Here is a 19,061-nt window from a genome sequence, read left to right on the forward strand (position 1 = left end):
GACTGTAACTTGACCTTACCTGTTGGTCTCAATAGAGTCGTTAAAGCTCGCAAGAACCTTAGTGAAAATATTGTCTTAGCATGCACGAACCGAATGCCGGTGTCGCGCGTCTAAGCGAGACAGCCAGCATCAGTTCAGATGTTTGGAAGTGGACTGGAGATCTTCAGAATGACTAAACGCTACAATATCCTGACTCGTTGCCTAGCAGCAGTCGCTTTGTTGTTCGTCTATGTCGCAAGCACCTCTGCCATCCTGGTCGGCGTCACCACAGCGCCTGCGCAAGCCTGGCGCGGACGCGGCGGTGGCTGGGGCTATCGCGGTGGCGGCTGGGGTCGCGGTCGCGGGTGGGGCTATGGCCGCGGATATGGATATGGCCGTGGCTATGGCTACTACGGCGGTTACGCCGGTCCCCGTTGTTGGTGGACCCCGCGTGGTGTTCGCGTTTGCCGGTGGTAACAACCGCCCGGTCGACACAAGCGATATTAAAGACATGAAATCAGGTGCGTCGGTCCCGACGCACCTGATTTGCTTTTTGGGGGTTGGTTCACCTGCCGGGCTTGGCTCAGCTGCGGCACGCAAGAAAGAGCCCCGGAGACGCCGGGGCTCTAGTCACGGGAGAGAACGCTTCCGAAATCGGGACGCGAGGACGAGCCGGCGGCCCGATCACCCAATGCATCTACTGCGTGCATGAAAGCAGATTCGGCTGCCTCAAGCTGTAGCGGTGCCGCAACAACCCGCCGTAATGCACAGCCTGTCCACCGGTTCCCGAAGCTGGCCGATCAGAACCCCGGCGCGCCTAGCCGTCGAGGATGGCGACCGCCCTCGTCCAGCCCGCCGACGCGCGCTCGATCTTCACCGGGAAGCACGACACCATGAACCCGGTCGACGGCAAGAGCTCGAGATTGTGCAGCTTCTCGATGTGGCAGTAACCGATGTGCCGCCCGGCCTTGTGGCCTTCCCAGATCAGGCTGGCGTCCCTGGTCTCAGCGTATCTCTTCGCGGTGAAGACGAACGGCGCGTCCCAGCTCCAGCCGTCGATGCCGGTCAGCCGCACGCCGCGCTCGAGCAGATACATCGTCGCCTCGTAGCCCATGCCGCAGCCCGAATTGACGTAGTCGGGCTGGCCATATTTCGCGCCCGCGCTGGTGTTGACGACGACGATCTCGAGCGGCGACAGCGTGTGGCCGATGCGCTTCAGCTCGGCTTCGACATCGTTGGCGGTCGCGACATAACCGTCAGGCAGATGGCGGAAGTCGAGCTTCACGCCCGGCTGGAAGCACCATTCCAGCGGCACCTCGTCGATGGTCCAGGATCGCTCGCCGCGGTTCATGGTCGGATGGAAATGCCAGGGCGCATCGAGATGCGTGCCGTTGTGGGTGGAGAGCGAGACCTGTTCGACGGCCCAGCCCTGTCCGTCGGGCAGGTCCTCCGCCTTCAGTCCATCGAAGAACTGCAGCATGCGCGGCAGCCCCTGCTGGTGATCGATATACTGGATGGTCGGATGGTTGCCGGGCGGATCGGCCGGAACGTCGTTCTGCAGAGGAACGGAGATATCGATCAGTCTGCGCGCCATGGTGCTTTCTCGCGGATTGGTCTTGTCGGGCCGAACTACCCTGCCAGCGCGCGCGCGTTATCGGCAAGCCACATCCGCTCGAGATCGCGCAGCTCACGATGTCGTGGCTTGGACTGCGGCAAGGCGGCGCAACGTTGAACCTATCCCCCGCCGGCACGACCCATTGGCACTGGGGATTTCAGGGCCCAGTATTTCGACGGCGCCGTCTGGACGAGCATATTCCGTCCAGGCGGCGTTGTTGCCTCAGGCGAGACAATCTCGGCCGAAGCTTGGTTACCCGTACCGGAACGCTGTTCACGCACAGAGAGCCACAGAAACAATACGTGTGCTCATTTCGCGCGGATTGCTGGTGGTGTTGCCACGCCGATACAGAGATACCCCCGCAACGATGCTAACCAACCTGCATCTGAACCAAGACGGGGTTGCGTCGTGTCGGGATTTGATCACTGGAACGGTGCAAATAGAGCCTACTCGTCCGCCGAAGCGCCACATCTGCGCGATGAGCAGCAGCAGTTCGACCGCTATCACAGATTCGACGACCCCATCTCGCGACCGCCGGAGGGTGGCTCAAGAACCGTGATCCTCGATCGCTACAACCCGCCGGCTCGTTGATCTGGTCAGCGCCCGGGCGGCTGAAGTTGCGAGCAGTGGAGCGCGGGGGGCTTCGGTCCCGCGCTTGCTATTTCAGGGTGCCAACTGACCGCGATTTGTGGACCAGGTCAGGCGCGAATGCCGAGCATGCGCCAATCATAAACATCGCGTCTACCAACGGAGCGTCTCTGTTAAGTCTTTGATTTGGATGGTCGGGGCAGCTGGATTCGAACCAACGACCTGCAGTACCCAAAACTGCCGCGCTACCAGGCTGCGCTATACCCCGACATTTCCGAGAAGCCCCGTGGATACACGCTTCAGCCAGCGCCAGCAAGGCACCGGTGCGGGGCTTCGTGCGGCGAATCCGGCATCGGTTTCCGCCCGGAAATCGCGTCGAAACTGGCTGCTAACGGCCGCCGAACAGCGGATGGGCAACCCGGTCGCCGGGCTGGATGCCGTATTTCTGCGCGGTCCCGGCAATCACCTCGAGCACGCCCTTGGCGAGCCCGCGCGACGGAATGATCCGGGTCGAGAGCGGCTCGGTGTTTTCCGCGATCCGCAGGATGCGCCCGTCGGCGCGGATGAAGATCATGTCGAGCGAGATGTAGGTGTTCTTCATCCACATCGACACTTCCTGCTCCGGCGAGAAGTCGAACAGCATGCCTTTGCCGTCCGCGAGCTCCTTCCGGTACATCAGGCCGGTCTCCTTCTCCTGCTCTGTTGTTGCCATTTCGACCGAGAAGACGTGCACGCCCGATTTGGTGACGATCTCGAGCGGCTGGACGCTGGCGGCCTGCGCGGCCGGAGCCAGCAGCGCACCGAACATGATCACGAGGCAGGCCATCAGCCACGAACGATGGCGTCCAACAATGCGAACGAAATTCATCGACAAATACTCACACCGGGGAAGATTTTCCGGCGGACCCTAACCCGACGATTGCGGCAAATGCCAGAGCCGAGACGGCTCGCCGGCGGCTCACGTTTCCGTCAGGGAGGATCAGACCTGGATCAGTGCGACGACAGCGCCGACGGACCGGTCTCCGGGTGGATCTCGGCGGCCATCATGCCCTTGGAGCCGGGCCCGAACCGCACCAGCACGTACTGGCCGGGGCGCAGTTCGGTCATGCCGAAGCGGCGCAGCGTCTCCATATGCACGAAGATGTCGGGCGTGCCCTCGCCGCAGGTCACGAAGCCGAAGCCGCGCAGCCGGTTGAACCACTTGACCTGCGCGCGCTCGAGCCCGCTGGTCGCGGTCACCGTGACATGGGTGCGTGGCGGCAGCATCTGCGCCGGATGGATTGCCGTCGATTCGTCCATCGAGACGATGCGGAAAGCCTGGTAGCCCTTCGCGCGCTGCACGCATTCGACGACCAGCCGCGCGCCTTCATAGGCGGTCTGATAACCGTCGCGCCGCAGCACGGTCACGTGCAGCAGGATGTCGGGCCAGCCATTGTCGGGGACGATGAAGCCGTATCCCTTCGAGGCGTCGAACCATTTGATGACGCCGGAAACTTCGACGAGGTTGGCCGCTGCGTCGCCGAGGCCTGAGAAAGCATCCATCGCCGGATCGCGTGGCGCGCTTCCATACTCGCCTTGACCAATCCTGCTTTGCCCAACTCCGCCCATCGGCGGTCCGCCGAGCTTCTTGGACTCAAATCCGTCCGACCCCATGACCCCGGACCCCACACATCAAATGCAGATCGCCGTCGTTGCGGCGCACCCTGTACACGCTGCTCTCCATGACCAACTCACTCGGACTGATTTGGACGCGGCGCGAATCTCTCAACTAAAAGATAACACTCCCGCTTGCGGGGCATAGCTAAAAAACGATTCTTGCGGGAACTATGAACAGACTTGCACAGCCGCGAATCAATCAGGCATCAATTGCCTACGAAAGGACCAAGCGTGTCGCCGATGTCGTGGCGGATCACCAGATCGGCGATGTCGTCCTGATCGGTCGGCTCGTTGTTGATGATCACGAGCCGCGCGCCGCTCTCCTTCGCCATCATCGGAAAGCCTGCGGCGGGCCACACCACAAGCGATGAGCCGATTGCCAGAAACAGGTCGCAGTGCCTGGAGAGTTCCGCCGCGCGGCGCATCGCATCCTCAGGCATCGATTGCCCGAACGAGATCGTCGCGGTCTTCACCGGATCGCCGCAGTCCGCGCAATCGGGCGCGCTGCCCGCCTTGTCGAACTGCTGCTTCACCCACGACAGCTCGTAGTCCTTGCCGCAGCCGATGCAGCGGCCATAGGTCGTGTTGCCGTGCAGCTCGATCACGTCGTCGGCCTTGAAGCCCGACGCCTGATGCAGGTTGTCGATGTTTTGCGTGATGATGCCGGGAACCTTGCCGGCCCGGTAAAGCGACGCAAGCGCGCGATGCCCGCGACCGGGTTTGGCCGCCGCAAACGTCTGTTCCATCGCAAAGCGGCGCCGCCAGGACTCGTCGCGCGCGTCCTGGCTGGCGACGAACTCGTCGAACGGAATCGGTCGGTTGCGGGTCCACAGCCCGCCGGGCGAGCGGAAATCGGGAATGCCGCACTCGGTGGAGATGCCCGCCCCGGTGAAGGGCACGATGGACGACGCCTCCGCAATCATGTTGCCGAGCTGCTCGACGCCGCTGCGCAAGTCTTTTGCGATCACTGAAAACAATCCGGTTGGCCGCAGCGACTATAGCACGGCCAGACCGATTGCGAGCTCAACCGTTGCGCGAGCGATCGGCTGCGAGCGGCGTGTCTTGATCGATCGGCTTGCGATCAGCTGCGTCGGCGCCTCCGCTTGGTCGCTCTTCCAGCGCCTCAGCATCATCACATTCCTGCACCGGCTGCTCCGCATTGACGCCCAATTCGCCGACGCCAATGCGCCCGGGACAGGACCACGGCCAGGAGGATGGGCATGACCGATCAGGAAGACCGCGTCGCGCGCGAGCGCGAGGAGATCGTCGCACGCATTGCCAGCTTCAGGGCGACGCAGCAGAAGTTCGAGCGCGATCGCCAGGAATATTACGACAACACGCTCGGCAATGCCTGGAGTGGATTTCAACGCAAGACCGCTTAACGCAAGACCGCTTGATGCCCTGCCAGGCGACCGCGTTCATGGTCCGGGCGCCATGAGGCGCAAGTGAGAAAGCCCCGGGCGGTTTGCTCCGGGCTTATGTCTATTGCCGGTGCCGCCGTGCGATGGTTGCCGCAAACGCAGTTCCGGTTCCCTCGAGCGTTTTCCGTTCCGATCGGATCGCTCGAAAACGCGCCAGCCATGCGATAGCGCAAAGCTACCATCGGTTAGCGCTGGAACAAAAATACAACCTCAGAGATTAGCTTGGCGGTGAACGAGGTTGGCATCAATGCCGGCATGGATGGAACTGCTGCTTAACGTGATGGGCTTTGCCGGCTTCATCGGCATCGCGATGTATCACAAGCATCCGAATGGGAAGCTGCCCGACTGAGCGCCGGCGGCGCGTCTCGGCTTGCCGCTCCCCCGGCTTGCCGTCTTCAGTTTGCCTTCCGGGCCTCTCCCGCGGTCCGGACCAGCCGGTCCGACTTCACTAGCACTTTGCCGCTCTCCGGCTGCGGCCGCAGCCAGAAGCTGATCACGACAAAAGCCGAGCAGAACAGCAGTCCCACCACCATCACGCGCCGGTGGGTCGGTCGATCAGCACTGTGGAACGATGGCATCATGGCTGTCACCCGCAGCCATCCCAATCGCAATCGCAGGTGGAGACAACACGATGCTGCTCTTAACCTAACCAGGTAGGGTTAGCGGTGGCCGGGTAACGCCTCGTCCGGATCTCCCGATCGGCGGCCGCAGCGGGATTCACAGCGATATCCCCTGCTTGTCCGCAGCAAATCCACAACGCCAGCGGGTCCAATTATCCAACGAAATACGCATCTTGCTGCGCGCTTGTCCACAGCCTCGCGCCGCGTGCGCGCATTCAGGCATGGGCGAGCCATTTCAGGGTGGCCCGGAAACCCAGGCTGCGGGTTCCAACCAGCACGGTTCCGAACACCTCAGCCTCGTCGCCGCTGAATGTGCCGGAGAACCCGCTCGTCACTTCCTGTCCGGCGAACAGCGGACGGGTGAACGGGTCCGCGAAGGGCGAATGCTGGTTGGTGCTGAGATGTCCCTTCCAGGTGCCCTCGCCGGCCGTATAGGCCCCGATTGACCAGAAATATGGCCCGCCGCCGATCAAGAGACCGTCGCGCAGGATCAGGATGCCGCTGTCGCGGCCCCTCACGCCGTCGGTCATGTGGATGTGGATCGAATAGAGCCCGTTCTTCATCGATCGCGCCGCCCGGTCCTGGCGGCCCGCAGTATGGCTCCAATCCGGCCGGCGTGCGAGCAGGCCGATACCGCCCGGCCCTCCGAATCGGCGCAAAAAGGCAGCTCCCCGGGCGCTTACAAATCGTTAAGAAAGCACTGACAAGGTTCGATCCTCCGGAGGGAGAGAGCCATGCTCGTATACCCCGTACCTGTCGAAGTGACGCAAGCCAGAGTGCAGCTCGTCGTCGACCAGACGGCGAAGGAGCAGCCGCGCATCATCAATGAGGATGTGCTGGATGTCTTCGCCGCGAAGAACCAGGCCGACCGTGAAGCGGTCGAGACCATCCTCGACATCAAGGTGTGAGAGCAGCAGTAGCCGACAGGAACCTCTCGACTGCGCACGGGTCATCCTGGTGACGCCAGGAGGCACCCATGTGCAAGCTGATCGCGGTCACCGTCTTCACCCTGATATGCGGCGCGGCCTTTGCCCAGGATATTGGTCCAGCGCCGCAGAGCGGCATGGAACGGCCTGAAAACACCAACGGAGCCACTCAGAGCGGCGCGATGGACACCACGGGGATGGATGTGAAGCGGGCCAACAAATCCGAGATGAACACGGCAAAGGGCGCGGCAAAAAGGGACGACGCAAAAAAGTAGGTTCCCACGACGGAACGTCCGGGAAGCTGCGACCTTAAAAAACGACCTTAAAAAAAAGACGCGACCATCAAAAAAAGGAAGGAACGAGTCTCTCGTTCCGCCGTTAGTTTGGCGAGCGGTACAACGAGGGAGAAATCCACCGGAAATATCAGCTCAACAAGCCCCGTCAGCTTACTTCGGTAACTGGCGGGGTTTTTGTTTTGTGGAGGCGCCCATGTACGCCCTGTTCCGCGGCAAGACTCAGCTCGGAAGATCGTTCGCGACGGAGAAGGAAGTTTGGGAGACGGCGCTGATCGACGGTCTTGTCGAGGATGTTCCGGTCGCAGACGAACTCGGTGGCCAGATCCTGCCCGCCGGCTATCGCGTCGAGCGGGTCGATGAATACGAGGCGCAGCCCGATTGGAAAGCCGGACGTTCCTGACGCCGATCGGCCAGCCGGCGGACCCCAGCCGGCCGGAACCGCGTTGAACAGCGCAACGGCACATCACGCGTGGTGCCGACAGCTCACCGCCCTGTCGGCTTTGGAAGACCCCGCGCCCCCCCCCCTCGCGGGGTCTTTCTTTTGAACCTTTCGCGCGGCGCGAAGACATAAAGGGCGCTGGGGGATTTCAGGGCCCAGCATCCGGCGCAGCGCTGTGGGACGAACATACTCCGTCTACGCGGCGCTGTTGCATTTTACAAATTCAACCTTAAGTTTGGTCTCCAACAGTTGACGGCTCACGCCCTGAGAGATCCCCAGTCCGTCAGCTGGGAAAGCCCCGCATCCAGCCTGCGGGGCTTTCTATTTTCCGGACCCAGGAACCTTCCGCGCGCAGCGACATTGTCTGCCCGGTTGCCGGCACGATCTCCCCAAGGCCGGTCGGCATAGACCTCGCGAGCCCACTCGCGGGGTTTTGCGCTTTAGAGGCCGTCCAACCTCGCGCGTCCTTGATTGGCCGTGATCGGCAATCGGTGCGATAGAGGCCGCGCCTCCAAGGCTCGACCACAAGCCCCGTCCCAGAAATTTCGCTGGGCGGGGCTTTCTTGCATCCGCTGCTGCGCAAGCGTGTCGCGGCACGTCCCGTCCATATCCGGCCGCGTGATCGCGCGGCGCAACCGGAGCCAACGCTCGCGAAGGCGTGAGCATGCGAAGGCGAAATGCGATCGGCAAAACTCGCGCTAACCCCTGCCCCGCGTCGCGTTTTGCTGCTATTCCTTGCCCCGTCTCGCCCGAGCCCAAACAAAATCTCTGAATCTGCAGGAGGATAAAAAAATGCGCTATCTGCACACCATGCTGCGCGTCCGCAATCTTGATGTCGCGATGAAATTCTATCAGGACGCGCTGGGGCTGAAGGAAGTGCGCCGCATCGACAATGAGAAGGGCCGCTTCACGCTGGTGTTTCTCTGCGCGGAGGAAGACCTCCATCTGCTCAAGTCCCTGCCGCAGACCCGCGGCGCGCCGCTGGTCGAGCTGACCTACAATTGGGATGAGGAGAAATACGGCGAGGACCGCCATTTCGGCCATCTCGCCTACGAGGTCGACGACATCTACGCGACCTGCGAGAAGCTGATGAAGATGGGCGTCACCATCAATCGTCCGCCGCGCGACGGCAACATGGCGTTCGTGCGTTCGCCCGACCTGCACTCGATCGAGATCCTGCAAAAGGGCGAGCCGAAAGCCCCGGCCGAGCCGTGGGCATCGATGCCGAACACCGGCCATTGGTAAACACCGCGCCCGCTCCTACGTTCCTGTCGGCGTTTCGCCCTTGCTGAAGCGCCGAGCGATCGCGAGGAACGCGACACGATCGTTGACGTTGCTCCCTCACAAGCATGCGAGGAGGCAACGATGGGAAGAGGAATTTTGCTTTGGCTGTTGGGTGTGCCGATCCCGGTGATCATCGTGTTGTGGTTGTTGTTCGGTCACTGACGGCGTCTTGATGCATAGCGATCAGCGAGGCTCTGCCGCTATGCGGCGGAGCCTTTTTTTGCTCTCGGTACAATTCACCCCGCGCTTTTCCCCGACGCTTCAGCTATGAACGCGCGCAAAGCACAACAGCGGGAAGAAACGCGTGATGGACAGTAAGCCGCAAGTGACGATCTGGGGTCGGGCGAACTCGGTCAACGTGCAGAAGGTGCTCTGGTGTCTCGCCGAGCTCGACCTCCCCTATCAGCGCATCGATGCCGGCATGCAGTTCGGCAAGAACGATCAGCCCGACTATCTCGCGATGAATCCGAATGGCCGTGTCCCGACGCTGGTCGACGGCGACTATGTGCTGTGGGAATCCAATTCGGTGATGCGCTATCTCTGCATGGCCTATGGTCATGGCGCGCCGCTCTATCCGCAAGCGCCCAAGGCGCGCTCCGCCGTCGACCGCTGGCTCGACTGGACGCTGTCGACGCTGCAGCCGGTCGACCGGCCGGTGTTCTGGGGGCTGGTGCGCACGCCGCCGGAGAAGCGCGATATGGTCCAGATCCAGAAGGACGCCGATGCCGAGGGCGTGGTGTGGCGCGTCGTCGAGGCGCAGCTTGCAAGGCGCCGCTTCATCGAGGGCGATCAGTTCACGATCGCCGACATCGCGCTCGGCGCCTTTGCGCGGCGCTGGCTCGGCGTCCAGGGCGTCACCAAGCCGAAGCTGCCCCATCTCGAACGCTGGTTCGGTGAGATCGCGGGGCGGCCGGCCTTCGTGCGGTTCATCGCGCCGCCGATGTCGTGAGCGCGGGCGGCAAGCCGCTCAACGCCCGCCGCTGGACATCCCGCCACCGACGCTGACGGCGCCACCGAGTTTCACGCAGGTGTCGGAGCCCTCCACCTTGACGAAGCCGGGTCCGTACGACGCGCATGGATTGCTCCGCGTCGCGGATTTCGACGGCAAGGTTTTGCCGGCATCAGTGGGCGTCTGGAAATTGCGGCGGTCGCCCTGCTGGGCGAACGCGGCGGCTGGAAGCAGGACGGCCATGATGGCAATGCAGGTCTTGCGCATCCGGCCTTTTATCCCACGCCACCGGATGAGGCTAGCTCATGATGCGATCGGGAAGGGTCGCAGCATGAGCTAGCTCTTTTCTTGAGCATGATCTGTTCGGAAAACCGGATCCACTTTTCCGGATCATGCTCTATCGCACGAACTTGACGCCGAACGTCCTGCCCTCGCGCCACACCACTTCGCAGGCGCGCCCGGTGCGGGCGTCGCGCGAGAACGCCAGCCGCAGCTTGGCCGGCAGTGTGTTGTTGTCCTGGACCGTGATCTTGGCGCCCGACGAGGACATGTCCTCGACCACGCAGGGCCGCGCGGCGAATCCGCCGTCGAGCGTGATCCAGCCGGATTGCCGCAGCGATTTGCGCGTTTCGCGCTTCTTGGTCCCTGGAGCCATCACATCATCCCGAGCCCAGCCGTATCGCCGCTAACTTACCAAAGGGTTGCGAAACAGCTGCGGATTGCAGCGATCCGCCGACCCGTGCACAACGGCCGAGACGGCGCGGCGAGAGCGTCCGTCCGAGCACAATGCGTTGAGTTGGCTGGATTTCCAGTCTGGCCGTGATGGCGCTCCCTAGCGGAATCGAACCGCTCTCTCCACCGTGAAAGGGTGGCGTCCTAACCGATAGACGAAGGGAGCAAAACTCCCGGCAAATCAATACGTTAGACGTGAGATGCGCCGGACCGGCCACAGCCCTCAAGCCGCGACCGGCGAACGTATAGTGGCGATTGGCCGGGCGGGCAAGCGTTCAGAACGCTTTTCCCGGGTTGCCGCTGGGATCACCGGAAGGACATCACCTGCAGGACAATCCGGCCTCGATCGAGGTCCAGAAGCCGCAATGCGTCGGCACATGCGCATGCGCCCGCGAACCGCCGACGTGAATCAGGATTGCGGCGGCAAGGGCGACGACGACGACGGGAACAATGAATCTTCGGATCGACATGGGCCTGCGCATCGACCGACATCGTGGCCTAACTAAGGCCTGCGGGCCGGCTCGATGTCCGGCAACAGCGCTCAGCGCCAGCCGCTAGTGATTGCTGGCGACGTTCTGACGATTATTCGGCTGCGCCGCCACGGGCGTCCGCTTGATGCAGGTGCTGCAGATCACGAGCTTGCGCGCCAGCCGGTCGTCGGCATCCGCTTCCGACAGTTGCTCAGGCGACGCCTCCGCCACCGCGGGCGACGCATTCCGCGCATGGCGCCGCGGCTGCGGGAGATTGGGGTCCTGTCCGGCACCGTCCCAGGCCAGCGGACCTGTCCCCGGCGGCGGCGTGGTCATGCTGTATTGCTGCGAGACCTGCGCGCAGGCGCCGACAGCGATCGGAAGAAACAGCACAGCGGCCTTGCGAGCCCAGTTCCGGAATGCAGACATGATCACACTCTCACGCTATTCGTACTGCGACCTAAGAGCAGAACCGCTAAGAAATCGTTTGCCCTGATTGTTCCGTCGCATCCAACCGCGTCGGCATCAAGACGGGATTGAGGCGCCAAGGCGCACATCAAGACGTAAAATCAAGACGGCAATCCGGAGTCCAATCATGCCAGGCATCAACGGTCGCTTCGACGGCAAGCGCGTGCTCGCCGATCTCAACGCGCTGCGCGCGATCGGCGCCTACAAGACCGGCGTGCACAAGCCGACATTCTCGGAACCGCATCTGCGCTCGCTCGACTGGCTCGCGACGCGTTTGCCCGACGCCAATCTCACCGCAACAATCGACGGCATCGGCAATGTGCTCGGCTCCAGCGCGAAGGCGGGACCAAAGCTGCTCGCCGGCTCGCATCTGGAGAGCCAGAACCACGCGGGCTGGCTCGATGGGCCGCTCGGCGTGATCTACGCGCTCGAGGCGGCGCGCGTCATCAACACCGACCCGGACGCGAACGGCGCGGTCGAGGTCGCCGCGTGGTGCGACGAGGAAGGACATTTCGGCAGTTTCCTCGGCAGCCGGTCGTTTGTCGGTGCGGTGACCGAAGCCGACATCGATGCAGCCCGCGACCGCTCCAGCGATCGCACCATGCGCGATGCATTGCGCGACGCAGGCTTCGCCGGCCGCCCGCGCCTCAATGCCGAGGCCGGCCGTCATATCGGCTATCTCGAAGCGCATATCGAGCAAGGCGACACGCTGGAAAGCAGCGGGCTCAGGATCGGCGTCGTCACCTCGATCGTCGGCATCTGGCAGTATCGCATCACGTTCACCGGCGAGCAGAACCACGCCGGCACCACGCGGATGGCGGTGCGCAAGGACGCCGGCCTCGCGCTGGCGCGGTTCTGCGTCGCGATCGACGACAGCTTCCCTGCCCTGTCGGGACCGCGCACGGTGTGGACCACCGGCCGCATCACGCTGGACCCAGGCGCACCGAGCATCATTGCAGGCGGCGCCGAGATGCTATTCCAGATTCGCGACGACAATCCCGAGGTGATCGCACGTCTCGAGGAGCAGCTGCATCGCCTGGCGGCCGAGGCCACCGCTCAGGGCCGTTGCGGCGTGAAGGTTGAGCGCATCCGCACCGGAGTGCCCGCGATGATGACGCGCGCATTCCAGGATGCGATCGAAGCCGCGAGCGCAGCCTGCGCCGGCGGCAGATCGATCCGCATGCCGAGCGGCGCCGGCCATGACGCCCAGGTCCTCGCCACCATCATGCCGGCGGCGATGCTGTTCGTTCCGTCGATCGGCGGCATCAGCCATCACTGGAGCGAGAACACCGACGATGCCGATATCGTCACGGGTGCCGAGGTATTTGTCGAAACCTGCCGGCGCCTGCTCGCAGGTTAGAGCACCTTCAGGTCGGACCGCCCCGGTTGCCCGACTTCAGCGAAGCCAACGCGTGCGAGTTCTGCACGGTGCTTCTCCTCGCGGTGAAGAAAACGTACAGCAAGCAGATGTCGATCAGGATCGTGCCGGCCATGACGCTGTAGGCCCACGGGCTTTCCATCAGCTTCACTTCGATCAATACGCGCGACAGGCCGAATCCCACGACCCACGCATCAAAGCTCATGCAGATCCGGCGAAACGTCTCGGCGTCCAACCGCCGGATCAGCCAGGCACCGAGCGGTATGCCGACGACAACGCAGGGAACCAGCACGAGCAGGATGCTCCGGCTCTCGTCGATGAACAGACCGAGCTTGTAATATGCGATTGCAGTCAGGCTGGACTCCGTCACCCGAACCAGCGCGAGACCGGCCCTAAACTCATCTTTGACGAGGCCCTGATTGTTGAAGAGGATCGCCAGCGGCGGGCCCGAAATGGTCGTGACCGAGTACAAGATCCCGAGCATCGTTCCGAAGGGCAAACCGACCAGCCATTTCGACTGGATCGGCCTCCGCCAACCGGCCGCCTGCAACAGAATGAGCGGCAGAATAATCGAGTAGGTGGCGAACTTGGTCCAGCCGGGCTGAAGCGACGTCAGCGCAAAGGCTCCGACCGCGATACCGGGCAGCATGCCGATGAGAATAGGCAGCACGCGCCGCCACACGGCCGGAACGCCGCTCAGGTTGATGCACAGGACATACAGATTGACGAAGACTTCGACGATGACCACCGCGGGATTGAGGACGCGGTTGGTGTAGAAGACGAGTGCGACCGGCACCGTGAGCGAGGAAAACCCGTAACCAAGCGCGCCATTTACAAACGCCGCAAACAGCGCGATCACGGCAAGAACGATCACAGCAGAATCAATCGAAAGCATCTCTGGCTTTTACCGGATCAGTCGCCTTGCCCACGGCATTATAGCCCAACGACGGGGACGCGGTGCCGAAAGCTGATCGGACCCACAGGTCGCGATCCCGGAATCGTCGGGCTACCAAAGCGCCTGGAACGCCATGGACCTGCCGCCGTCAGGAACCTGTCCGGGAGCCGCGCTCGGCCCTTAGCTGATCAAGGCCCGCAACGGCACCTTTCCAGCCTGCTTTCGTAAGGCACCGTGGCATATTGGTCACGAGAACGGCATCAGACCGATTTGCAATCCGCTGAACTTGCTGCCATTTCTTCGGCACGCATCGCTTTGGTGCCATCAAAGGGGCCCGTCCGGCTCATGTTGTTGCTTGAGTCGCTTCCAACCGTCATCGGCGCCGCCGCCATTGCCCCCGCATTGCTGGTGTTGTGGCTGGTCATCGCCGCCGACGAGCGGCCCGGACCGCCGGTTCAGGTGTGGCTCGCCTTCGTGCTCGGCGCGGCCAGCATCTCCCTGCTCGGCCTGGCGCGAATTCCGTTCAATGCGCTGCTTGCGATTCCCGACAATCCCTGGGCGACGCAGGCGGTGCGTGCAGCTTTCGGAGTCGCGGCACCGGAGGAGATCGTCAAGGTGCTCGTCATCGTCGTCATCTCGACGCGGCGCCGCGCCTTCGCCGATCCGATGGATACGGTGGTCTATGGCGCGGCCGCCGGACTTGGGTTTGCCGCCTATGAGAACCTCGCCTATCTGGTCCAGCACAAGGACATGTGGCGCGCGCTCGCGGCATTGCGCAGCGTGCTCACGGTGCCGTTCCACGGCGCGCTCGGCATCATCGCCGGCGCCTATCTTGCGATCGCGCGCTCCGGCGGCGCGCTCGGCGCCTACCGGGGTCACCGCGACTGGGCGCGCATGACGAATTGGGCGCTGGTGCTGGTCGCGCCGGTCGCGCTGCACGCGGCGTTCGATTTTCCGCTGCTCGCGCTCCAGCGCATCCCCGATCTCGGCTCGACCACGCGGCTGCTGCTCGGCTCGGCCAGCGTGCTGATCGGCTTCTCCTCGATCGGCTTTGCAATCCGCCTCGTGCGACGCCTCGGCAAGCATCATGCGCCGCGCACCGACGTTGCGCGCGAGCGGCTCAGCCAGCTGCGGCGGATGTGGGCGCTGCTGCTGATCGGCGGCGGCGCCGGCTTTGCCGGCGTCTCCTTCCTGCTCACCTCGCTGCATCATTGGTACGTCAATCCCGAGCGCAATGCGTCGTTCATCCTGGTCCCGATCGGCTTCACCTCGATCCTGATCGGACTGGCGCTGCTCATCGCGACCACCGCCGTCTACTTCCTCGGCCGCAACCGGATGCGGACCGCCTCGGAGGGCTTTCCGTCCGCTCCCGGTCAAAGCTAGCGCCCCGGCCGGCACCGCTCCCCTTGCAAAACAACCTCGGCGGGTTCAGGGAGAGACACAGACCAGGCGCGAGAGGACGATGGGGCACAACTACAAGAATTATCGGCCGGATATCGACGGCTTGCGGGCCGTTGCCGTCTCGTTGGTCGTGCTCGGCCACGCGTTCCCGCAATATGTTCCCGGGGGTTTCGTCGGGGTCGACATCTTCTTCGTCATTTCCGGCTACCTGATCACCGGGATCATCTATGGCGACATTCAGAACGGGAGCTTCAGCCTTGCGACGTTCTATGCGCGTCGCATTCGCAGGATTTTTCCTGCCCTGATCGTCGTCTTGATCGCCGCCTTCGTTGCCGGATGGCAACTTCTGATGCCGAGCGAGTTGGTGGCCCTTGGAAAGGAGATTGCGGCAGGCGCGGGTTTCTCGGCAAACCTGCTGTTCTATTCGGAGGGTGGCTATTTCGATGCGGCCGCGCAAACGAAGCCGCTGCTCCATCTCTGGTCGCTCGGCATCGAGGAACAGTTCTACCTTGTCTGGCCCTTGCTGCTGTGGGCGCTGGTGCGATGGCGGATCGCCGCCGCCGCTCCCCTTGCCCTGATCTTCATCGCATCGCTTGTCGCAAATATCCTGGTCGTTCGAACCAACCCTGAAGCCGCATTCTACCAGCCGTTCACGCGGGCGTGGGAGCTCGCGGCCGGAGCATTGGTGGCCGTCTGCCTGCCCAGCGGATTCTCCGCGGCGCGCGACCTTCTCGGATGGTCCGCGCTCGCGGTGATCGCGGCGGTAACCGCGTTCTATTCGCCCTCCATGACCTACCCCGGGATCGCAGCGGTGGCGCCGGTCGCCGCTGCCGCCGCCCTCATCATGTCAGGTCGCAATCGATTTCTCTCGACGCGTACCGCGGTCGCGATCGGGCTGATCAGCTATCCGCTCTACCTCTGGCATTGGCCGATCCTGGTTTTTGCGGCGAGCTTCAAAGGTCGTCCCCTGACTTTGGCCGAGAACGGGCTGGCCGTTGGGGCCAGCTTCATTCTGGCCTGGGCAACCTATCGCTACGTCGAGCGCCCAATCAGGTTCGGGCAGTGGCGGGTGGCGCCGGTCCTTGCGGCATCGATGGTGGCCGTTGCATCGGTGGGAGCATTGGCGATCGTCGACGGCTTTGCCTTTCGGCTTCCGGCGATCGTTCGCGAAGCCGGCGCCATGACCGTATCCAGGGACTTCCTGAGATACGGCGAATGTCATATCTCGGCTTCCGCCGATCCCGCATTTGATCCGAGCTGCGTTGACGCCAGCAAGCGCCCGCTTGTTTTCGTATGGGGCGATTCGACCGCCGGCATGCTTGCCGCCGGGCTGCGGCAAGTCCAGGGCGATCAATTCGGGTTAGCCCAGTTCACCGTCAATTCCTGCCCGCCACTCTTCACCGCGCAGGCCGAGACCATTCCGTTTTGTGTTCAAACCAATCGCCACATCGTTGCTGCGGTTGCCCGCTCGCACCCCGATGTCGTGCTTCTGCACCTGGCGTGGAGCAAAGAACCCACCGCCGACGATCTCCGCCCGACGATTGTCGCCCTCAGACAGGCCGGCGCCGCCCGTGTCATCCTGGTCGGCCCTGTCCCGGTCTGGACCGACACTGTGCCCCATCTGACGGTGCAATATTTCCTGCGCCATCATACATTGATCCCGGAACGCAGCCACGATGTGCGATCGACCAAGCAGACTGACGACGGGATTGGGCAGATCGCCGCCGATCTCGGGATCGAATATCTGTCGCCCTATGACGAGCTCTGCAACGCGGACGGATGTCTGACGAGGGTCGGGACCAGCGCAAACGACCTGGTATCGGCCGACTTCCTGCATCTGTCGCCACGCGCCTCGCGATATCTGGCGGCCAGGCTTGTGCCAAGGATTCTGGCTGTCGAAAACCGCCATGCAGAAAGATGAGCGCACAGCTATTGCCGCCGCAACTGACGGGCTGACCATTTATAACCGGTTAGGATAGACTGCACACGCGCAGATCCGGAGAGCCGCGATGCCCCTGTCCAACGACCTCGACAAGCTGCGATCGAAAATGCAGGCCGCGGTGAAGGCGCACTGGAAGGCGTTCCTGTTCGAAGGCATCCTGCTGGTGATCCTCGGCATCGCCGCGATGATCGTGCCGACCTTCGCGAGCCTCGCCGTCACCATCTTCCTCGGCTGGATGTTCCTGATCTCAGGGATCGGCGGGCTGATCGTGACGTTCTGGGCGCGCAACATGCCGGGCTTCTGGTGGTCGCTGATTTCGGCCGCGCTCGCCGTGCTGGCCGGCATGGTGCTGCTCGCCCGTCCGATGCAGGGTGTGCTGACGCTGACCATCGTGGTCGGCGCCTATTTCGTCGCCGAGGGCGTCGCCACCGTCATGTACGCGCTGGAGCACCGCCGCGAATTGTCGGGACGCTGGTCCTGGCTGCTGATCGCCGGCCTGATGGACATCGTGATCGCCTTCTTCATCATCGCGGGCTTGCCGGAATCCGCGGGATGGGCGATCGGCCTCCTCGTCGGCCTCAATCTGATGTTTGGCGGGGCGACCCTGATCGGCATGGCGTTGGCGGCGCGCAACACCTGACGCCGAACCGCGGGGGGCTTGCATTTGGGGGGTGACAGCCCCAAATCCCTGCGCTATAGAGCCGCCCCATGATCACCGTCGCCACCAGCTATTTTTGGTACTTTAGCTACGACAGCTCGCTGGCGGCAGGAGGATCGCGCTCAATCTGAAGAATTGCAGCAAACGTCCAAAACAAGCCGCCAGACCTGGCGGCTTTTTTGTGTGCCGGCAGGTCCCGAAATCCAAAGGAGCCAGCCGTGTTGAGTACGACAGACGATCTTCGCATCAAGGAATTGAAAGAGCTCAGTACGCCCGAGGAGGTGATGCGGGAGGTCCCGCGCACCCTGACGGCGACCCGGGTGGTGATGGGCGCCCGCAACGCCGTCCACGCGATCCTGAACGGCACCGATGACCGCCTGCTGGTCGTCGTCGGCCCCTGCTCCATCCACGATCCCGCGGCGGCCGTCGATTACGCCGAGCGCCTCGCCAGCCTGCGCGAACAGCTCGCCGACCGCCTCGAGATCGTGATGCGGGTCTATTTCGAGAAGCCGCGCACCACCGTCGGCTGGAAGGGGCTGATCAACGATCCCGATCTCGACGGCAGCTTCGACATCAACAAGGGCCTGCGGCTCGCCCGCAACGTGCTGTCGGCGGTGAACAATCTCGGCCTGCCGGCCGGCACCGAATTCCTCGACATGACGACGCCGCAATACATCGCCGATCTGGTTTCCTGGGCCGCGATCGGCGCGCGCACCACCGAGAGCCAGATCCATCGCGAGCTGGCTTCCGGCCTGTCCTGCCCCGTCGGCTTCAAGAACAGCACCGACGGCGGCGTGCGGATCGCGGCGGACGCGGTGAAGTCGGCCTCGCACCCGCATCACTTCATGGCGGTCACCAAGGGCGGCCGTTCAGCGATCGCCGCGACCAGCGGCAACGAAGACTGCCACGTCATCCTGCGTGGCGGCCGGGCGCCGAACTATGATGCCGCGAGCGTCGATGCTGCCGCCGCCGAGCTCGGCCGCGCCGGTGTCGCGGCGCGGCTGATGATCGACACCAGCCACGCCAACAGCAGCAAGAAGCCGGAGAACCAGCCAGCGGTTGCCTCCGACATCGCGCGCCAGGTCGCAGGCGGCGAACAGCGCATCATCGGCGTGATGATCGAGAGCAATCTTGTCGCGGGACGCCAGGACGTCGTGCCAGGCAAGGCGCTGACCTACGGCCAGAGCATCACGGATGGCTGCATCGACCTCGGGACGACGGCTGACGTGTTGAAGCAGCTGGCCGATGCCGTCGACGCAAGGCGCAGCGTGCGGCGTGACGGCCTGCAGGAGCGTTCGGCCTGACGCGGCCGAACGGATTGAGCGTTGCCGGCGGGGCGAATAT

22 protein-coding genes and 2 tRNA genes are annotated in these 19,061 nt (G+C 63.4%); 11 read left to right on the top strand and 13 right to left on the bottom strand.

All coding sequences use genetic code 11. The annotated features are described in order from the left end of the window. Positions 1–796 precede the first annotated feature (796 nt). From ACVIYL_RS33280 to ACVIYL_RS33300, 5 genes are all read right to left on the bottom strand, one after another. Positions 797–1,573 carry a cyclase family protein gene (locus tag ACVIYL_RS33280; RefSeq protein WP_253608721.1) on the bottom strand — a complete coding sequence of 259 codons (777 nt, stop codon included), beginning with the start codon at positions 1,571–1,573 and terminating at the stop codon, positions 797–799. A gap of 800 nt (positions 1,574–2,373) precedes the next feature. Then, positions 2,374–2,450, bottom strand: a tRNA-Pro gene (locus ACVIYL_RS33285). Positions 2,451–2,570: 120 nt separating this feature from the next. After that, positions 2,571–3,050 (bottom strand): DUF192 domain-containing protein, encoded by a 480-nt coding sequence (locus ACVIYL_RS33290; RefSeq protein WP_057018558.1) that lies wholly within the window; start codon positions 3,048–3,050, stop codon positions 2,571–2,573. A 122-nt stretch (positions 3,051–3,172) separates the two neighbouring features. Beyond that, the gene (locus ACVIYL_RS33295; protein ID WP_057018559.1) at positions 3,173–3,835 is read right to left on the bottom strand and encodes a cold-shock protein; all 663 of its coding nucleotides are present in this window, start codon (positions 3,833–3,835) and stop codon (positions 3,173–3,175) included. 209 nt (positions 3,836–4,044) lie between these two features. Further along, positions 4,045–4,806: an SIR2 family NAD-dependent protein deacylase gene (locus ACVIYL_RS33300; RefSeq protein WP_225160997.1), complete on the bottom strand. Its 762-nt coding sequence runs from the start codon at positions 4,804–4,806 to the stop codon at positions 4,045–4,047. A gap of 252 nt (positions 4,807–5,058) precedes the next feature. Between ACVIYL_RS33300 and ACVIYL_RS33305 the strand changes: the two genes are divergently transcribed. Further along, on the top strand, positions 5,059–5,220 hold the full coding sequence (locus tag ACVIYL_RS33305; protein WP_229189477.1) for a hypothetical protein: 162 nt from the start codon (positions 5,059–5,061) through the stop codon (positions 5,218–5,220). A gap of 434 nt (positions 5,221–5,654) precedes the next feature. On the opposite strand, the gene ACVIYL_RS33310 is transcribed toward ACVIYL_RS33305, so the two are convergent. Both ACVIYL_RS33310 and ACVIYL_RS33315 read right to left on the bottom strand, forming a co-directional pair. Continuing rightward, entirely contained in the window at positions 5,655–5,840 is a 186-nt protein-coding gene (locus ACVIYL_RS33310; protein WP_057018561.1) for a hypothetical protein, read from the bottom strand. Positions 5,841–6,094: 254 nt separating this feature from the next. Continuing rightward, the gene (locus ACVIYL_RS33315; protein ID WP_253608724.1) at positions 6,095–6,538 is read right to left on the bottom strand and encodes a GrlR family regulatory protein; all 444 of its coding nucleotides are present in this window, start codon (positions 6,536–6,538) and stop codon (positions 6,095–6,097) included. A gap of 75 nt (positions 6,539–6,613) precedes the next feature. On the opposite strand from ACVIYL_RS33315, the gene ACVIYL_RS33320 reads away from it, so the two are divergent. From ACVIYL_RS33320 to ACVIYL_RS33340, 5 genes are all read left to right on the top strand, one after another. Beyond that, positions 6,614–6,787 carry a hypothetical protein gene (locus ACVIYL_RS33320; protein ID WP_018271496.1) on the top strand — a complete coding sequence of 58 codons (174 nt, stop codon included), beginning with the start codon at positions 6,614–6,616 and terminating at the stop codon, positions 6,785–6,787. Between the two features lie 68 nt (positions 6,788–6,855). After that, positions 6,856–7,080: a hypothetical protein gene (locus ACVIYL_RS33325; RefSeq protein ID WP_456780611.1), complete on the top strand. Its 225-nt coding sequence runs from the start codon at positions 6,856–6,858 to the stop codon at positions 7,078–7,080. Between the two features lie 214 nt (positions 7,081–7,294). Then, positions 7,295–7,501, top strand: a complete 207-nt coding sequence (locus ACVIYL_RS33330) for a hypothetical protein (protein ID WP_253608725.1) — start codon at positions 7,295–7,297, stop codon at positions 7,499–7,501. A gap of 831 nt (positions 7,502–8,332) precedes the next feature. After that, positions 8,333–8,785 carry a VOC family protein gene (locus tag ACVIYL_RS33335; protein WP_016844600.1) on the top strand — a complete coding sequence of 151 codons (453 nt, stop codon included), beginning with the start codon at positions 8,333–8,335 and terminating at the stop codon, positions 8,783–8,785. 346 nt (positions 8,786–9,131) lie between these two features. Then, positions 9,132–9,773 carry a glutathione S-transferase family protein gene (locus ACVIYL_RS33340; protein ID WP_253610018.1) on the top strand — a complete coding sequence of 214 codons (642 nt, stop codon included), beginning with the start codon at positions 9,132–9,134 and terminating at the stop codon, positions 9,771–9,773. Positions 9,774–9,791: 18 nt separating this feature from the next. On the opposite strand, the gene ACVIYL_RS33345 is transcribed toward ACVIYL_RS33340, so the two are convergent. The 5 genes from ACVIYL_RS33345 to ACVIYL_RS33365 all read right to left on the bottom strand — a co-directional run bounded on the left by ACVIYL_RS33345 (position 9,792) and on the right by ACVIYL_RS33365 (position 11,404). Beyond that, positions 9,792–10,040, bottom strand: a complete 249-nt coding sequence (locus tag ACVIYL_RS33345; protein ID WP_456780612.1) for a hypothetical protein — start codon at positions 10,038–10,040, stop codon at positions 9,792–9,794. 130 nt (positions 10,041–10,170) lie between these two features. After that, the gene (locus ACVIYL_RS33350) at positions 10,171–10,428 is read right to left on the bottom strand and encodes a PilZ domain-containing protein (protein ID WP_092083431.1); all 258 of its coding nucleotides are present in this window, start codon (positions 10,426–10,428) and stop codon (positions 10,171–10,173) included. Between the two features lie 168 nt (positions 10,429–10,596). Beyond that, a tRNA-Glu gene (locus tag ACVIYL_RS33355) sits at positions 10,597–10,671 on the bottom strand. Positions 10,672–10,825: 154 nt separating this feature from the next. Beyond that, entirely contained in the window at positions 10,826–10,975 is a 150-nt protein-coding gene (locus tag ACVIYL_RS33360) for a hypothetical protein (RefSeq protein ID WP_016844593.1), read from the bottom strand. A gap of 84 nt (positions 10,976–11,059) precedes the next feature. Then, entirely contained in the window at positions 11,060–11,404 is a 345-nt protein-coding gene (locus ACVIYL_RS33365; protein ID WP_253608726.1) for a hypothetical protein, read from the bottom strand. Between the two features lie 166 nt (positions 11,405–11,570). On the opposite strand from ACVIYL_RS33365, the gene ACVIYL_RS33370 reads away from it, so the two are divergent. Next, complete coding sequence (locus tag ACVIYL_RS33370) at positions 11,571–12,803, top strand: Zn-dependent hydrolase (protein WP_253608727.1); 1,233 nt, start codon at positions 11,571–11,573, stop codon at positions 12,801–12,803. Between the two features lie 7 nt (positions 12,804–12,810). Here the strand turns inward: ACVIYL_RS33370 and ACVIYL_RS33375 are convergent, their stop codons facing one another. Further along, positions 12,811–13,716: a sulfite exporter TauE/SafE family protein gene (locus tag ACVIYL_RS33375; protein WP_092083434.1), complete on the bottom strand. Its 906-nt coding sequence runs from the start codon at positions 13,714–13,716 to the stop codon at positions 12,811–12,813. Between the two features lie 345 nt (positions 13,717–14,061). Here ACVIYL_RS33375 and ACVIYL_RS33380 point away from each other — a divergent pair, with 345 nt between their 5' ends. The 4 genes from ACVIYL_RS33380 (at position 14,062) to ACVIYL_RS33395 (ending at position 19,021) form a co-directional block, all read left to right on the top strand. After that, positions 14,062–15,099, top strand: a complete 1,038-nt coding sequence (locus tag ACVIYL_RS33380) for a PrsW family glutamic-type intramembrane protease (protein ID WP_028342108.1) — start codon at positions 14,062–14,064, stop codon at positions 15,097–15,099. 79 nt (positions 15,100–15,178) lie between these two features. Beyond that, a complete protein-coding gene (locus ACVIYL_RS33385; protein ID WP_456780613.1) occupies positions 15,179–17,038 on the top strand; it encodes an acyltransferase family protein in 1,860 nt (619 codons plus the stop codon). An 88-nt stretch (positions 17,039–17,126) separates the two neighbouring features. Continuing rightward, on the top strand, positions 17,127–17,699 hold the full coding sequence (locus tag ACVIYL_RS33390) for an HdeD family acid-resistance protein (RefSeq protein ID WP_253608730.1): 573 nt from the start codon (positions 17,127–17,129) through the stop codon (positions 17,697–17,699). 236 nt (positions 17,700–17,935) lie between these two features. Beyond that, positions 17,936–19,021 carry a 3-deoxy-7-phosphoheptulonate synthase gene (locus ACVIYL_RS33395; RefSeq protein WP_057018573.1) on the top strand — a complete coding sequence of 362 codons (1,086 nt, stop codon included), beginning with the start codon at positions 17,936–17,938 and terminating at the stop codon, positions 19,019–19,021. Positions 19,022–19,061 lie beyond the last annotated feature (40 nt).

It is taken from the genome of Bradyrhizobium sp. USDA 3315 (genome assembly GCF_054056795.1).

What these genes read in the sequence shown, in the direction of transcription:
- ACVIYL_RS33310 (WP_057018561.1), bottom strand. Translation starts at nt 5,840, where the DNA reads ATGATGCCATCGTTCCACAGTGCTGATCGACCGACCCACCGGCGCGTG.
- ACVIYL_RS33350 (WP_092083431.1), bottom strand. Translation starts at nt 10,428, where the DNA reads ATGGCTCCAGGGACCAAGAAGCGCGAAACGCGCAAATCGCTGCGGCAA.
- ACVIYL_RS33390 (WP_253608730.1), top strand. Translation starts at nt 17,127, where the DNA reads ATGCCCCTGTCCAACGACCTCGACAAGCTGCGATCGAAAATGCAGGCC.
- ACVIYL_RS33365 (WP_253608726.1), bottom strand. Translation starts at nt 11,404, where the DNA reads ATGTCTGCATTCCGGAACTGGGCTCGCAAGGCCGCTGTGCTGTTTCTT.
- ACVIYL_RS33335 (WP_016844600.1), top strand. Translation starts at nt 8,333, where the DNA reads ATGCGCTATCTGCACACCATGCTGCGCGTCCGCAATCTTGATGTCGCG.
- ACVIYL_RS33325 (WP_456780611.1), top strand. Translation starts at nt 6,856, where the DNA reads ATGTGCAAGCTGATCGCGGTCACCGTCTTCACCCTGATATGCGGCGCG.
- ACVIYL_RS33380 (WP_028342108.1), top strand. Translation starts at nt 14,062, where the DNA reads ATGTTGTTGCTTGAGTCGCTTCCAACCGTCATCGGCGCCGCCGCCATT.
- ACVIYL_RS33330 (WP_253608725.1), top strand. Translation starts at nt 7,295, where the DNA reads ATGTACGCCCTGTTCCGCGGCAAGACTCAGCTCGGAAGATCGTTCGCG.
- ACVIYL_RS33305 (WP_229189477.1), top strand. Translation starts at nt 5,059, where the DNA reads ATGACCGATCAGGAAGACCGCGTCGCGCGCGAGCGCGAGGAGATCGTC.
- ACVIYL_RS33385 (WP_456780613.1), top strand. Translation starts at nt 15,179, where the DNA reads ATGGGGCACAACTACAAGAATTATCGGCCGGATATCGACGGCTTGCGG.
- ACVIYL_RS33360 (WP_016844593.1), bottom strand. Translation starts at nt 10,975, where the DNA reads ATGTCGATCCGAAGATTCATTGTTCCCGTCGTCGTCGTCGCCCTTGCC.
- ACVIYL_RS33370 (WP_253608727.1), top strand. Translation starts at nt 11,571, where the DNA reads ATGCCAGGCATCAACGGTCGCTTCGACGGCAAGCGCGTGCTCGCCGAT.
- ACVIYL_RS33375 (WP_092083434.1), bottom strand. Translation starts at nt 13,716, where the DNA reads ATGCTTTCGATTGATTCTGCTGTGATCGTTCTTGCCGTGATCGCGCTG.
- ACVIYL_RS33295 (WP_057018559.1), bottom strand. Translation starts at nt 3,835, where the DNA reads ATGGGGTCGGACGGATTTGAGTCCAAGAAGCTCGGCGGACCGCCGATG.
- ACVIYL_RS33345 (WP_456780612.1), bottom strand. Translation starts at nt 10,040, where the DNA reads ATGCGCAAGACCTGCATTGCCATCATGGCCGTCCTGCTTCCAGCCGCC.
- ACVIYL_RS33290 (WP_057018558.1), bottom strand. Translation starts at nt 3,050, where the DNA reads ATGAATTTCGTTCGCATTGTTGGACGCCATCGTTCGTGGCTGATGGCC.
- ACVIYL_RS33280 (WP_253608721.1), bottom strand. Translation starts at nt 1,573, where the DNA reads ATGGCGCGCAGACTGATCGATATCTCCGTTCCTCTGCAGAACGACGTT.
- ACVIYL_RS33340 (WP_253610018.1), top strand. Translation starts at nt 9,132, where the DNA reads ATGGACAGTAAGCCGCAAGTGACGATCTGGGGTCGGGCGAACTCGGTC.
- ACVIYL_RS33320 (WP_018271496.1), top strand. Translation starts at nt 6,614, where the DNA reads ATGCTCGTATACCCCGTACCTGTCGAAGTGACGCAAGCCAGAGTGCAG.